Consider the following 13,906-nt stretch of genomic DNA (forward strand, 5'->3'; position numbering starts at 1 on the left):
TTCTATTGACATAAATTGATAAGCATAGTATCATATAAGCGTATAATTTAATGGGTTATGGAGTTAACCCTAAACCGCTTTATTTTAAAGCTAATGACTCCTACACAAAATATTTTATTTAATTATCGATAAAATATTTTGTGTAGGAGTTTTTTTATTTTCTACATAATTACAGAGGAGGAATAATAAATGCAAAAATTATACTTAATACTATTAGTCGGATGTGGAGGATTTTTAGGTGCTGCCTCTAGATATATTATATCTAACTACGCAGTTAAACTTTTTGGGAGTGCCTTTCCTTATGGCACACTAATAGTAAATATATTAGGTGCTATATTAATAGGATTTGTAATGACATTAAGCCTAAAAGGAACTGTATCACCAAATGCTAAACTATTTATAACAACTGGTATTATGGGTGGACTTACTACATTTTCAACATTTTCTTATGAAACAATATCATTATTTTCAGCAGGTAGTATTGGTCTTGGATCACTAAATGCTGCACTTAATTTATTCTTAAGCCTTGGAGGAGTAATCCTTGGTCAGTTTTTAGCCTCTGCTATCTAGTTTCAAAAAAAGATACCTTAATCAAGGTATCTTTTTTATCTCTATTTGTACTTAAATTATTTTGTATATTTAAAGTGTAATAACTCATGAGCTTTTCCACATCCTGGTTCGCCCATATACGTTTCATACATCTTCAATAATGCTCTATTCTTATGAGATTTTCTATACTCTAAATTTTTATCTTGATTATAAAGAACTGATGCTCTAACTGTTTTTATATTCATATGCTTTCTATCATGAGCATTTAAATGAGGTTGTCCACCTCCATTTACACAACCACCAGGACATGCCATGACTTCTATAAAATGATATTGCTTTTTACTTAAAGCATCACTTTCCATAAATTTAAATACATTAGCTGCACCATTTATTACAGCAACATTATAATTATTTCCATCAATATTAACTGTTGCCTCTTTTATTCCTTCTAATCCTCTTACTTCTCTATAATCTATCTTATCTAAATCAGTTCCTTCAACAAAATCCTTAGCTGATCTTAAAGCAGCTTCCATAACTCCACCAGTTGCTCCAAAAATAGTTCCAGCACCAGTATATTCACCCATAGCTGGATCTGCCTCTTCATCCTCCAAATTAGCAAAATCTATTTTATTATTTTTAATCATTAATGCTAATTCTCTTGTTGTTATTACTGCATCTATATTTCTAAATCCATCATTTTGCATCTCAGGCATATCAGCTTCATATTTTTTAGCAACACATGGCATAACAGTTACAGTAAATATATTCTCAGGATTTATACCAGAAATTGTCGCATAATATGATTTACTTGCTGCACCAAATTCTTGTTGTGGTGATTTAGCTGAAGATAAATTTTCTAAAAACTCTGGGAAATAATTTCTAGCTTGTCTCACCCAACCTGAGCAACATGATGTAAACATTGGAAATGGTCCACCTTTTTTTATTCTTTCAACAAGCTCTGTTGCTTCTTCCATTATTGTCATATCAGCACCAAAATTTATATCAAACACCTTATCAAAGCCTAACTTTCTTAAAACTGCATAAGTTTTTCCTGTTACATCTACTCCATAACCCATTTTTAATCTTTCACCTAATGCTGTTCTAACAGAAGGTGCTATAGCCACTATAACATGTTTATTTTCATCAGCTAAAGCTTCCTTAACTCTATCTATATGAGGTTTTTCTGATAGGGCATCCACTGGACACGCTATTATACATTGTCCACATAAAATACAATTAGTATCATCAAAACACTTAAGTTCATCTGGACCTACAATTCTTCTTCCATCTTCTTTATGGAATTTCATAACCTTTGTTCCAGACTTTGTTCTACATGCTGCAACACATCTACCACAATTTACACATTTACTTTTATCTAAAACTATTGATTTACTTCTACTATCTACATATTCTGACTTATCCTTTACTATAAAAGGTTTTGATGCTCTAGCTTTAGTCTTTATAACAAGCTTTAAAAATTCACAATCTTCTTTTCTTCTACATTGACCACATTTGAATTCATGATTATCTAAAAGTTTAGTCATTAAAAACTTTACTTCATTTTGAACCCTTTCACTGTCAGTTTTAATTACCATTCCTTCTTTAGCTTTTATACAACAGGATCTTGCTAATCTATCTTGCCCTTCTATTTCAACTACACAAATTCCACATTGCCCACCATTTTTACAATCTTCAAGACAACAAAGAGATGGTATGTGTATACCATTTGCTGTAGCCACTTGTAATATGGTTCTTCCTTCTTCAAATCCTATTTTCTTGTCGTTGATAATCAAAGTTTTCATCCGTACCTGTACCTCCAATAAGCCTAACAATATAAAACTCCAAATTCAATATAAGTTTAATATATAAATACATAATATTACAAACAATAAGCAACAATATACTTAAATATTCGCATTAATACATTAATATAAATAATTAAAAAATATTTAGAATTTATATTTATTCTTCACCATTTTCATTATCATTGTTAATTACTTAACTTTTAAAAATATAATATAATCACCATTAAAATTATATCATATAATAATTACGATGTCATTATATAAAATTCCCTACATTTATATTTTACCAATCATTCTTTTTAAAATATTTATTTCATTTTAAATACAATTTTAACACTAAACTGTCACATACTAGTGTTATATTTACATAGTAAAATATAACTTTAAATAAAAAATTATTTTTTACTGGTAATTATAATAATTATAAAATATTTAAGAAAAAGAGGTAATACTATGGCTAATAAAACCAAAAAGTCAAAATCAAAAGCACTAGTAAAGAAAAAAAAAGTTACTCCTAAAAGTTCAATATTCTTATATATTATAGGAATTATTGTTGCTATAGTTGGAATAATATCATTAGTTGATTACTTAATGATATTTGTTAACCAATTTAGTACTTACTTAGCAAGTGGTTATCCATACGATACTGTTTTCAACTCCCTAGTTCCTAGTTTAATTATTCAATTATGTAGTTATGTTGCTACTTATTTAGGAATTGCAGTCCTTTTATTCGCTGCTGGAATTATTAACACTAAGGTATTTAGAGTATTAAATTCTAAAAATTCAAATGTTAATTTAAATAAAGAAGTTGCAACAACTTTAGAAAATGAAAAAACTGAAAAATAATATTTAATAAAAAGCTGTTATAAAATTATCTTATAACAGCTTCTTATTATTCATTTAAAATTACAATTGATTATCTTAAACTTCTAAAGAGCCTAAATACGAAGCAGTTCCTCCAGCTACATCAACAACTTTAAACCCATCTTGTGCTAACTTATCACAAGCCATCTTACTTCTTGATCCACCTTGACATATTATATGATATTCTTTATCTTTTTTTAAATAATTCCCCGTATCTTTTAAAAGCTCTGACATTGGAATATTCTTAGCTCCCTTAATATGCCCTGCTCTATATTCATATGTTTCTCTAATATCTATTAATTCTATATCATTTATTATTTCATCTAAATCATCTACATGTATTGTTTCAAATTTTTTATCAAACATTCAATCTTCTCCTTAATAGTTTTTAAGTAAAATTTATCACTACTAAAATTCTTTGTCAATGATTAAAGACACATAAAAAGGGCTTTAAAGCCCTTTAATTCATTTTAAGTTATTGATTTTGTAGCTATTATATTAACTTGGGTTTCTAAAATATTTTCTATTATTACTTGTCCAACCTTTATAGGAAGTCTAATCTCTACTTTGTTTATTTCCTTCATTATATCAAATATTTTATCTTTTGGAATTTCCTTTTCAGTTTTAACAGGAACAACCTTACCACTAACCCCATATATTTTTACTGTTGAAGTTACTATTCTTTTAGGTTCTTTAACTTCATTTAAGCCATATATAAAGCCTCTTTTACAACCATTTCCTGTTACATTTTCATTATTTATATCTACCTTTAAGTGACATCCTTTAGGACAAACTATACATATTAATTCTCTCTCCATATTTATTCACCATCCTCTAAAGAAATTTCAATATTTCCATTAACTTCTTTTAAATTATCTTTAAGTATTAATATTCTCTCCATCTCAGCCGGTGCTAAATGTGCTCTTTTAAATCTTTGTAAAACCTTTTCTTCGTCACGTACAACTATTATTTTATTTGTAAACACATTAGAAACTCTCATAAATACATTTATATTTTCATCTAAATTATTTACATATATTTTTTGTGGAACTGTATAATTTATATTTTTACCATTTTTAACTTCTATGACTCTTCCTTGTCTATTTTTCCCCTTTATATACTTCGCTGCATTTTTACCAGCTCTTTTAGCCTCTTCTGTAACAAAATCAACTAAGTCATGAACATGTACAACATTTCCACAAGCAAATATTCCGTTTTTTGATGTTTCCATATTTTCAGAAACTATAAGTCCATTAGTTCTTTTATCCAATATAACCCCAGCATTTTTTGATAATTCATTTTCAGGAATTAATCCAACAGATAATAAAAGTGTGTCTACATCAAATTCTTTTTCTGTACCCTCTATAGGTTTTCTATTTTCATCAACCTTTGCAATTGTAACTTTCTCTAATCTGCCATTTCCCTGTACATTTACTACTGTATGTGATAAATAAAGAGGTATATTATAGTCGTTTAAACACTGAACTATATTCCTATTTAAGCCATTAGAATACGGCATAAGTTCAACTACAGCTTCTACCTTTGCTCCTTCTAATGTCATTCTTCTTGCCATTATAAGTCCAATATCTCCTGAACCTAAAATAACAACTCTTTTTCCAACCATATATCCTTCCATATTTATAAATCTTTGAGCTGCACCTGCTGTAAATATTCCAGATACTCTATCTCCTGGCATAGCTATTGCTCCTCTTGTTCTTTCTCTACAACCCATAGCCAAAACTATAGCTTTAGCCTCTACCTGTATATAACCATCCTTTGAATTTACAGCATGAATAGTTTTATCTTCTATATCTAAAACCATAGTATCTAATTTAATTTCTATATTTGTATCTTTAACCATATCTATAAATCTTTGAGCATACTCAGGACCTGTAAGTTCTTCTTTAAACGTATGAAGTCCAAATCCATTATGAATACATTGGTTTAATATTCCACCAAGTTCCTTATCTCTTTCTATAATCAATACATTTTCTATCCCATTATTATAAGCTTCATAAGCCGCTGCAAGACCTGCAGGTCCTCCACCTACCACTACTAAATCATATTTCATAAACCTATACCTCCTATTTTGTTTTTCCCACTAAAACATAAGAATTCTTTGCATCTAACATTACATCTTCAAGCTTCATATTTTTTTCTCTAGCTATTATTTCCTGTACTCTAGGTCCACAAAATCCTCCTTGACATCTTCCACACCCTGGTCTACACCTTCTCTTTACTCCATCTATTGTTGTAGCACCAAGTGTTCTATTTATACTATCCACAATTTCTCCTTCAGTTATATTTTCACACCTGCATATTATTCTTCCATATCTACTGTCTTTTTTTATAAGTGCATCCTTCTCTTCACTTGAAAGTTCCATAAAATTTACTTGTTCTCTCTTTTCATTAAAATTCTCTTTTTTATTTAATTGCAATCCACTATCCTCTAGCATTTTGATAATATCTATAGCAATTGCTGGTGCTGATGTAAGTCCTGGCGATTTTATCCCTGCTACATCAAAAAATCCTGATACATCTTTACATTCTTCAACTATAAAATCATCTCTATTTGAAACTGCTCTAAGTCCAGAAAAATTTCTTATACTTTCTCTAAAATTTACTCTGTTTGTAGTTTTTAAAGATGTTTCTCTAACTAAATCTAAGTTAACTGATTCCGTACTTACACTATCTTTATCCATATTATCCGTAGCATCAGGACCAACTAAAAGGTTTCCATGTACCGTTGGTGTCACTAAAATTCCTTTGCCAAGTTTAGTAGGACACTGAAATATAGTCCTTTTAAACAATTCACCTTGACTTTTATCAAGAACATAATATTGCCCTTTTCTTGGAACTATCGAAAATGTTTCTTCAGAAATCATATTATGAATATCATCTGCATAAACCCCAGCAGCATTTATTACAAATTTACTTTCTATAATCTCACCTGACTCTAGAGTTATTTCAAAATTTTTATTTTTTTCTATATTAATAACCTTAGAATTTAACTTTAATTCTCCCCCATTGCATAGTGCATTTTCAACACTAGCTATTGTAAGTTCATAAACACCTACAATTCCTCCTGTTGGGGCTAAAAGCGCTCCTTTCACATCATCTTTAAGATTAGGTTCTAAATTTAAAGTTTCCTGCTTGTCTAAAATTTTTAATCCTTCAACTTTATTTTCTATTCCTCTCTTATAAAGTTTATTTAAAGATTCTAACTCTTCATCACTAAAAGCTACTATAAGTGAACCATTTCTTTTAAAAGGAACAGATAAATCACTACAAAGTTTGTCAAACATTTTATTTCCTTCTACATTATACTTAGCCATTAAAGTATTAGGTTTTGGATCATACCCAGCATGAACTATTGCTGAATTTGCTTTAGATGAACCCATACACACATCATTTTCTTTTTCCACCGTTAAAACACTTAAATCATATTTTGTTAATTCTCTAAATATAGAAGCTCCAATAATTCCAGCTCCAATAATTACTACATCATACATATCCATCTCTCCCTTAATTATTTATTATCCATATCAGAATATACACTAATATACAGAAAAACAAAAAAAGCCAAACCCAAAAAAGCATATTTAAATGCCTTTTTGTGCTTGACTCTCTTTCTCTTGCACAATTAAACTAACCTATTAACTTATTTATATTATATCATATTTTATGTTAATAATCTAGTTTTATTCCTCTTCTATCCAATCTTTTGATCTATATACTGCTTTTTTCCACCCCTTACAGTACTTCTCCCTCTTTTCTTCATCTAAATTTGGATTAAACTCTTCTGATGAATACCAAAATTTAGATATTTCATCTTTATCCTTCCAAAATCCTACCGCAAGACCAGCAAGATATGCTGCCCCTAGTGCTGTTGTTTCAGTTATTATAGGTCTTATTACTTTTTTACCAACTATATCTGACTGGAATTGCATTAAAAATTTATTTTTACTAGCCCCACCATCAACTTTTATACATTTTATATCTTCCTTAACTTCATCAACCATTGCATCTAAAACATCTTTAGTTTGATATGCTATGGATTCAAGTGCTGCTCTTATTATATGATTCTTATTTGTTCCTCTTGTTAAACCAACTATAGTACCTCTAGCATACATATCCCAATAAGGTGCTCCAAGTCCAACAAAAGCTGGAACCACATAAACTCCACCATTATCTTCCACTTTAGTTGCAAAATAATCCGTATCTGATGAATCTGATATCATTTCAAGTTCATCTCTAAGCCATTGTACAACTGCACCACCTACAAAAACAGACCCTTCAAGAGCATATTGTACTTTATTATCCATTCCAATTGCAATCGTTGTGACTAATCCATTTTTACTCTTTACCATCTTTTCTCCCGTGTTCATAAGAAGAAAGCAACCTGTACCATAAGTATTTTTTACATCACCTTTATTAAAAGCTGCTTGTCCAAAAAGAGCTGCTTGTTGATCACCTGCTATTCCTGCTATTGGAACTCTAACACCACCTTTTACCCCTAAATTTGCATACCCATACACTTCTGAAGAATTTCTAACCTCGGGTAACATACTTTTTGGTATATCCAAAATTTCTAACATTTTTTCATCCCATTTTAATTCTTTTATATTATAAAGCATTGTTCTACTTGCATTTGTATAATCCGTTATATGAACCTTTCCATTAGTTAACTTCCAAACAAGCCATGAATCAACTGTTCCAAATAAAAGTTCTCCTCTATTTGCCTTTTCTCTTGCACCTTCTACATTATCTAATATCCATTTTATTTTTGTTGCTGAAAAATAAGCATCAATTACTAATCCAGTTGTATCTTTTATATATTGTTCTAAACCCTGCTTTTTTAATTCATTACAAATGTGAGCTGTTCTTCTACATTGCCAAACTATAGCATTATAAACTGGTTTCCCAGTATTTTTATCCCAAACTATCGTAGTTTCTCTTTGATTTGTAATTCCAATTGCTGCAATATCTTCTTGGGTTATATTAGATTTTGCCAAAACTTCTTGAAGTACACTATACTCAGTTGCCCAAATCTCCATAGGATCGTGTTCAACCCAACCTTCTTTAGGATATATTTGTGTAAACTCCTTTTGACTCATCCCTATAATGTTTTGCTCTTTATCAAAAATTATTGCTCTTGAACTTGTTGTACCTTGATCTAACGCTACTATATATTTTTTCATAAAACACTCACCTCTATATCTTAATCAATATTTTTTAAAAGTTGCCTTATCTTTTTATACATACCTTTTAATTATATACTCCATAATTCCTCTTTTGTAGCTGATATACATGTTGCACCTGATTTTAAAGCTTCCATAACATCTTCTTTATCAGATATTAACCCCCCAACTATTAAAGGTTTATTTAATGTTTTGGATAAATCTTTTATAACTTTAAACAAAAGTCCTGGCAACATTTCTATCGCATCACACTCATCAACTAAATGAGTTTTAGTATTTGCAAGAGATAAACTGTCTAAAATAAAAGCTCTTTGTATAGCATAAAAGCCCAATTTTTTTGCTGCTTTTATAGTTTGAGATTTTGTACTTATTATACCTTTAAATTTAGTATTCTTTTTTAAATATCTTAAAGATACCTCTTTATTTGTTAATCCCTCTACCAAGTCTATATGAATTATCCCTACTTTGTTGCTCTTATATATCTTCTCACTTATTTCGTTTAAATTTAAAATATCTCCAAAGAGAACAAATATAACATTAACATCTGTTTTTAATGCCTTATCTAATTGTTCAACATTTTTAACTGCTGCTACTATTGGACTTTCTTCTAATATATTTTTTAATTCAACCATAACTCCAACTCCTTGTAATTATTTTCATAAAGACTTTAATACTGTAATTTTAATAAATTCAAAAATTATTTATTTAAATAGTAGTAAATAAAATATCGCTCCGCATATTCCTCCTAATATTGGTGCAATTATTGGAATCCAAGCATAGCTCCAATCTGAATCTCTTTTATTTGGTATAGGAAGAATAAAATGTGCAAATCTTGGTGCTAAATCTCTAGCTGGATTTATTGCATAACCAGTTGGACCACCTAAAGATAAACCTATGACCCATATTAAAAATCCTACTGCAATAGGTGATATACCATTTACCATGTCCACTTTTCCAAGACCTACTATAACAAACATAAGTATAAATGTTCCTATAAACTCAGTTATAAAATTCCATTTTTTACTTCTTATCGCTGGTATTGTGCAGAATGTTCCAAGTTTTGAATCCTTATCTTCTGTCTCTTCAAAATGCTTGTAATATGATACGAATACTAAAACTGCACCTATAAAAGCCCCTATTAATTGAGCTCCTATATATACTAATACTTCATTCCATGGAAGACTTCCTGTTACTGCTAAAGCTATTGTGACTGCCGGATTAAACTGTGCACCACTCACGTTTGCAAATAAGAAAACTGGAATAGCAACAGCTAAAGCCCATCCCGTAGTTATAACAATCCATCCCGAACCTTCTCCCTTGTTTTTTTTAAGAACTACATTGGCAACTACCCCATCTCCTAAAAGAATAAGTATCATGGTTCCTATAAGCTCTGCCATAAACTTTTCTAGCATAAACTTCCCCCTTTTATTTTTTATAAAAAAGAAAAAAAAGTTAAGTCAAGAAATATTTTCTTGTGCTTAACTCTAATTCTCTTTCACACAACTTGAGTATTCGTTTTCATAAATAAATTTTATCACTAATACTATATTTTGTCTATACGAATTATTTTTTTATATTTTAATAAGTAAACATATATTACTAACATAATTAATTTATGAACTATTATACTAAAATTAATTATATACAAAATCTTAATAAATAATTAACTTATTAACATAATAAATGTCTTAAAATATACAAGTAATATATTTATACTATTAAGTACAAAAGAAAGGGACGGATTAATGAATGCAAAAGATAAAAAAATAATAGGTCTATACTCTAGTAATTTATTTATATACTTATTAGCTGGTGGTATTTATTATGGTATATTTGTTGTTTTTCTAAGTTCTGTTAAAGGTTTTTCAACAGATGAAATATCATTAATATCTAGTATACCTCCTCTTGTAATGTTAGCAGTATCACCTTTGTGGGGAAAAATTATTGATAAATCTAAAAGACTTATCCATCTAACTAAACTTGTAACCATAGCTAACGCTCTTACTATCATTATTCTAGTATTTACTAATAATTTTTGGTTATTCTTTATAATAGCCATTGCCGGAAGCTGTCTTTATGCCCCAAGTACTAGTTTAATGTCTGAATATCTACTAGCTATTGAAAAGAAAACAGGCTATCCTTTTGGTAAAGTTCGTGTATGGGGAGCTATAGGGTATGCTATCTCTGGTCTTATTTCTCCAGTATTTATCGATTTATGGGGAACAACAGGCGCCCTTCTTATATGTGGCTTTATAATGCTGTCAACAGTTATTATACTTCAATTTATTCCAGAGCTTACAACTGGAGAAAATGAAGAGCAAATAAAAAATAATTTAAAAGCACAAAAAAACGATATTAATGCAAAAGAAATTCTTTTTAGTTTGCTAAAAAACAAGCCATTTTTAATACAATTATTTGCAACAAATGTAATAATGGCGACTTGTAATTCTACAAGTAATTATTCTATACAAGTTATTCTTGAAAAGCTTAGTTGTCCTACTAGCTTGATAAGTACAGTACCATTTATTATGGTTGTTATGGAAATAGTATTTTTATTTATATTTCACAAACTTCCATTCGCTAAAAAAAGTTACTTAGCTACATTTACAGCTTTGGTTATTCTATGTTTTAGATGGTACTTTATGGCTTCAATACCTAACTATATGTTCTTATTACTTTTAATGCTTGTTCATGGAGTAGTAGTTGGAATTATGATGCCAGTACAAAATAATTTAATTGCTGAATTAGTTCCTACAAAGCAACAATCAACTGCATTTTTATTTGAGGTTGTTGTTATACCAACTATTTTTTCCAGTATATTAAATTTATTCACAGGATATTTAAGTGTATATACTGGAATATCAATATTTGGTTATACATATTTAATTTTAAGCATAATAGCTCTAGTTATAATAATCCCTTCATTCTTGAAAGAATCTAGAACTAAAAAAAGTTTTTGCTAAAATAAAAATAGAGAATTATAAGTCAAATTTATAGTTCTCTATTTCTACTTAAAATCTTATTCATTAGGATTCTTTTTTTATATTTTAATGATATTACTTAGCTTTATTATAATAATATATCCTGTCTTATATTGACTTCCCACATTATTTTAATATAACAACAGTAACTCCTGTTCCACCTTCTCCATATTCTCCAAGTCTATGACTTTTTACATGAGGATGTTTTCTCAACATTTCATTTATTGCTTTCCTAAGTACTCCCGTTCCTTTACCATGAACTAAAGTAACCTCCCCAAGACCTCCAACATATGCATCATCTAAATATTTATCAGCTGCATAACAAGCCTCCTCTGAATCCATTCCCCTTAAATCAATAGATGTTGGAACAACTTTAACATTAAGCTTTGCTTCTCTTTTTTTAATTTTTTTCTCTTCTTTTGTTTGTTTTATTTTTCTCAATTCTTCTGCTTTAACATTTATTTTCATAATTCCAGCCTGGACTTGAACCATTCCTTTAGCATCTGGTCTTGAGAGAATTATGACCTTTTGATTTAACGAAGGTAGCATAGCTTCCATACCTAGAGTAATATTATCTATTGCCTCTCCTTTATTATCATTTACTTTTTTTTGAAGAAAGCTTTCAGCATTATTTATCTTATCTCTAAGCTTACTTCTCTCCTCTTCTAACCTCCTTCTTGCATCACTAGTTATCCCTAATCTCTCCATCTCTCTCATATTTTTAAGAATTGCATCTGATTCTTCTTTTGCATTTCTTAGAATTTCTTTAGCCTCTCTTCTTGCCTCTGAATAAGCATTTTCTCTAACTACCTCTATTCTATCTAGTTTTTCCTTATACTTATCTCTTAAAGCCTTAGCTTCTCTTCTTAGTATTTGATTTTCTCTTGCATCTTTTTCAGCTCTTATTCTTTTATCTTGAAGTGATTGTATTAAATCTTCAAATTTTATAGATTCACTATCTATAGATTCCTTCGCATCTTTTATTACATAGTCAGGAAGTCCTAGCCTCTTAGATATCTCAAAGGCATTAGATTTTCCTGGCACTCCTATTAAAAGTCTATAAGTTGGTCTTAAAGTTTCTACATCAAATTCAACAGAAGCATTTTCTACATTTGTAGTCTTTAATGCATAACCTTTAAGTTCACTATAATGTGTTGTTGCTAATAACTTTGTTCCTCTTTTTCTTAAGTTTTCTAAAATTGATATAGCAAGAGCTGCACCTTCTGTTGGGTCAGTTCCCGCACCTAATTCATCAAATAATACAAAACTTTCATCATTTGCAACTGCCATTATTTCAACTATATTTTTCATATGAGATGAAAATGTTGATAAACTTTGTTCTATACTTTGTTCATCACCTATATCTGCAAATATCTCCTTAAAAAAGCTTATAGTTGAGTTCTCCATAGCAGGTATTAAAAGTCCTGAAAGCCCCATAAGTTCAATAAGACCAGCAGTTTTTAAAGTTACTGTTTTACCACCTGTATTTGGCCCTGTAACTATTAGACTTGTAAAATCTCTTCCTAAATATATATCAGAAGATACTACTTTTTCTCTATCTATTAAAGGATGTCTTCCTTGTATAATATCTATTATTCCTTTATCATTAACATTTGGCATAGTACCATTTATAAAACTTCCATATTTAGCTTTTGCAAAAATAAAATCAAACTCAACTAAAATGTTAAAGTTATTGCTTATTTCTGTTATATTCTCATAAACTGCCTTAGATAAAACCCCTAATATTCTATTAATTTCTTCCCTTTCCTTTAACATAAGCTCTTTTATTTCATTGTTTAAATTAACAATGCTCATAGGTTCTATAAAAAGAGTTGCACCAGTTGAACTTTGGTCATGAACAAGACCTGGCACTTGAGACTTGTATTCTGCTTTTACAGGGATAACATATCTATCCCCTCTCATTGTATACAGATTATCCTGTAAGTATTGTGAATTACTTCTAACTATTGCATTTACTTTTTCTCTTACAGATGAATTTTTTTCTTTTAAACTTTTTCTTATACCATATAATGTACTACTTGCTTTATCAGAAATTTCATCTTCTCCAATTATTGCATTAGAAATTGAATTCTCAAGCCCTTTTATGCTAACTAATCCAATCGCTAAATCTTCTAATATTTTATAAGATTCCTCTTCTTCTTTTCTATTTAAAAATTCAGACATTCTTCTTGAAACCCTTAGCATATTTCCTATCTTCAAAAGAGTTCCAGCATTTAATACTCCGCCCTTTTCGGCTCTAACTATTCCATCCTTAATATCATAAAATCCTTCAAAAGGAGGATTACCTTTTTTAGTAATTAACTCTAATGCCTCATTAGTTTCTTCAAGATGCTCAACTACATCATAAAAAGATTCATAAGGCTTAAGATTCAAAACCATATCTTTTGCTGATTTTGTTATTGCATATTGTTTTAATTCATTTTTTATCTTTGTAAATTCTAAAACTCTTAAAACTTTATCATTCATAAAACTTTTTTATTCCCCT

12 protein-coding genes and 1 riboswitch are annotated in these 13,906 nt (G+C 29.4%); of the genes, 3 read left to right on the plus strand and 9 right to left on the minus strand.

Annotated elements, in window-relative coordinates:
- Window positions 1-44 precede the first annotated feature (44 nt).
- Window positions 45-110, plus strand: a riboswitch (Fluoride riboswitch).
- A 79-nt stretch (window positions 111-189) separates the two neighbouring features.
- On the plus strand, window positions 190-570 hold the full coding sequence (crcB, locus tag HH195_RS07655; protein WP_196370588.1) for a fluoride efflux transporter CrcB: 381 nt from the start codon (window positions 190-192) through the stop codon (window positions 568-570).
- A gap of 56 nt (window positions 571-626) precedes the next feature.
- Here crcB and HH195_RS07660 read toward each other — a convergent pair whose 3' ends face one another.
- Window positions 627-2,351, minus strand: a complete 1,725-nt coding sequence (locus HH195_RS07660) for a ferredoxin hydrogenase (protein ID WP_196370590.1) — start codon at window positions 2,349-2,351, stop codon at window positions 627-629.
- 456 nt (window positions 2,352-2,807) lie between these two features.
- On the opposite strand from HH195_RS07660, the gene HH195_RS07665 reads away from it, so the two are divergent.
- Window positions 2,808-3,200 (plus strand): hypothetical protein, encoded by a 393-nt coding sequence (locus HH195_RS07665; RefSeq protein ID WP_196370592.1) that lies wholly within the window; start codon window positions 2,808-2,810, stop codon window positions 3,198-3,200.
- 75 nt (window positions 3,201-3,275) lie between these two features.
- Here the strand turns inward: HH195_RS07665 and HH195_RS07670 are convergent, their stop codons facing one another.
- From HH195_RS07670 to HH195_RS07700, 7 genes are all read right to left on the minus strand, one after another.
- Complete coding sequence (locus tag HH195_RS07670) at window positions 3,276-3,584, minus strand: rhodanese-like domain-containing protein (RefSeq protein ID WP_058992122.1); 309 nt, start codon at window positions 3,582-3,584, stop codon at window positions 3,276-3,278.
- Between the two features lie 104 nt (window positions 3,585-3,688).
- The gene (locus tag HH195_RS07675; protein ID WP_196370594.1) at window positions 3,689-4,036 is read right to left on the minus strand and encodes a DUF1667 domain-containing protein; all 348 of its coding nucleotides are present in this window, start codon (window positions 4,034-4,036) and stop codon (window positions 3,689-3,691) included.
- A 2-nt stretch (window positions 4,037-4,038) separates the two neighbouring features.
- The gene (locus HH195_RS07680) at window positions 4,039-5,289 is read right to left on the minus strand and encodes an NAD(P)/FAD-dependent oxidoreductase (protein ID WP_196370596.1); all 1,251 of its coding nucleotides are present in this window, start codon (window positions 5,287-5,289) and stop codon (window positions 4,039-4,041) included.
- Window positions 5,290-5,302: 13 nt separating this feature from the next.
- Complete coding sequence (locus tag HH195_RS07685) at window positions 5,303-6,730, minus strand: NAD(P)/FAD-dependent oxidoreductase (RefSeq protein WP_196370598.1); 1,428 nt, start codon at window positions 6,728-6,730, stop codon at window positions 5,303-5,305.
- Window positions 6,731-6,919: 189 nt separating this feature from the next.
- Window positions 6,920-8,419 carry a glycerol kinase GlpK gene (gene glpK / locus HH195_RS07690; RefSeq protein ID WP_058992127.1) on the minus strand — a complete coding sequence of 500 codons (1,500 nt, stop codon included), beginning with the start codon at window positions 8,417-8,419 and terminating at the stop codon, window positions 6,920-6,922.
- A 71-nt stretch (window positions 8,420-8,490) separates the two neighbouring features.
- On the minus strand, window positions 8,491-9,051 hold the full coding sequence (locus HH195_RS07695; protein WP_196370600.1) for a glycerol-3-phosphate responsive antiterminator: 561 nt from the start codon (window positions 9,049-9,051) through the stop codon (window positions 8,491-8,493).
- Window positions 9,052-9,120: 69 nt separating this feature from the next.
- A complete protein-coding gene (locus HH195_RS07700; RefSeq protein WP_196370602.1) occupies window positions 9,121-9,831 on the minus strand; it encodes an MIP/aquaporin family protein in 711 nt (236 codons plus the stop codon).
- Between the two features lie 333 nt (window positions 9,832-10,164).
- On the opposite strand from HH195_RS07700, the gene HH195_RS07705 reads away from it, so the two are divergent.
- Window positions 10,165-11,382 carry an MFS transporter gene (locus HH195_RS07705; RefSeq protein ID WP_196370604.1) on the plus strand — a complete coding sequence of 406 codons (1,218 nt, stop codon included), beginning with the start codon at window positions 10,165-10,167 and terminating at the stop codon, window positions 11,380-11,382.
- 144 nt (window positions 11,383-11,526) lie between these two features.
- Here the strand turns inward: HH195_RS07705 and HH195_RS07710 are convergent, their stop codons facing one another.
- Window positions 11,527-13,887, minus strand: coding sequence for an endonuclease MutS2 (locus tag HH195_RS07710; protein ID WP_196370606.1), 2,361 nt, complete (start codon window positions 13,885-13,887; stop codon window positions 11,527-11,529).
- Window positions 13,888-13,906 lie beyond the last annotated feature (19 nt).

This window comes from Candidatus Sarcina troglodytae (genome assembly GCF_015708635.1).
Taxonomy (GTDB): domain Bacteria; phylum Bacillota; class Clostridia; order Clostridiales; family Clostridiaceae; genus Sarcina; species Sarcina ventriculi.

Coding starts and splice junctions, on each gene's coding strand:
- HH195_RS07670 (WP_058992122.1), bottom strand. CDS start 3,584: ATGTTTGATAAAAAATTTGAAACAATACATGTAGATGATTTAGATGAA.
- HH195_RS07710 (WP_196370606.1), bottom strand. CDS start 13,887: ATGAATGATAAAGTTTTAAGAGTTTTAGAATTTACAAAGATAAAAAAT.
- HH195_RS07660 (WP_196370590.1), bottom strand. CDS start 2,351: ATGAAAACTTTGATTATCAACGACAAGAAAATAGGATTTGAAGAAGGA.
- HH195_RS07705 (WP_196370604.1), top strand. CDS start 10,165: ATGAATGCAAAAGATAAAAAAATAATAGGTCTATACTCTAGTAATTTA.
- HH195_RS07695 (WP_196370600.1), bottom strand. CDS start 9,051: ATGGTTGAATTAAAAAATATATTAGAAGAAAGTCCAATAGTAGCAGCA.
- HH195_RS07680 (WP_196370596.1), bottom strand. CDS start 5,289: ATGAAATATGATTTAGTAGTGGTAGGTGGAGGACCTGCAGGTCTTGCA.
- HH195_RS07665 (WP_196370592.1), top strand. CDS start 2,808: ATGGCTAATAAAACCAAAAAGTCAAAATCAAAAGCACTAGTAAAGAAA.
- glpK (WP_058992127.1), bottom strand. CDS start 8,419: ATGAAAAAATATATAGTAGCGTTAGATCAAGGTACAACAAGTTCAAGA.
- crcB (WP_196370588.1), top strand. CDS start 190: ATGCAAAAATTATACTTAATACTATTAGTCGGATGTGGAGGATTTTTA.
- HH195_RS07675 (WP_196370594.1), bottom strand. CDS start 4,036: ATGGAGAGAGAATTAATATGTATAGTTTGTCCTAAAGGATGTCACTTA.
- HH195_RS07700 (WP_196370602.1), bottom strand. CDS start 9,831: ATGCTAGAAAAGTTTATGGCAGAGCTTATAGGAACCATGATACTTATT.
- HH195_RS07685 (WP_196370598.1), bottom strand. CDS start 6,730: ATGTATGATGTAGTAATTATTGGAGCTGGAATTATTGGAGCTTCTATA.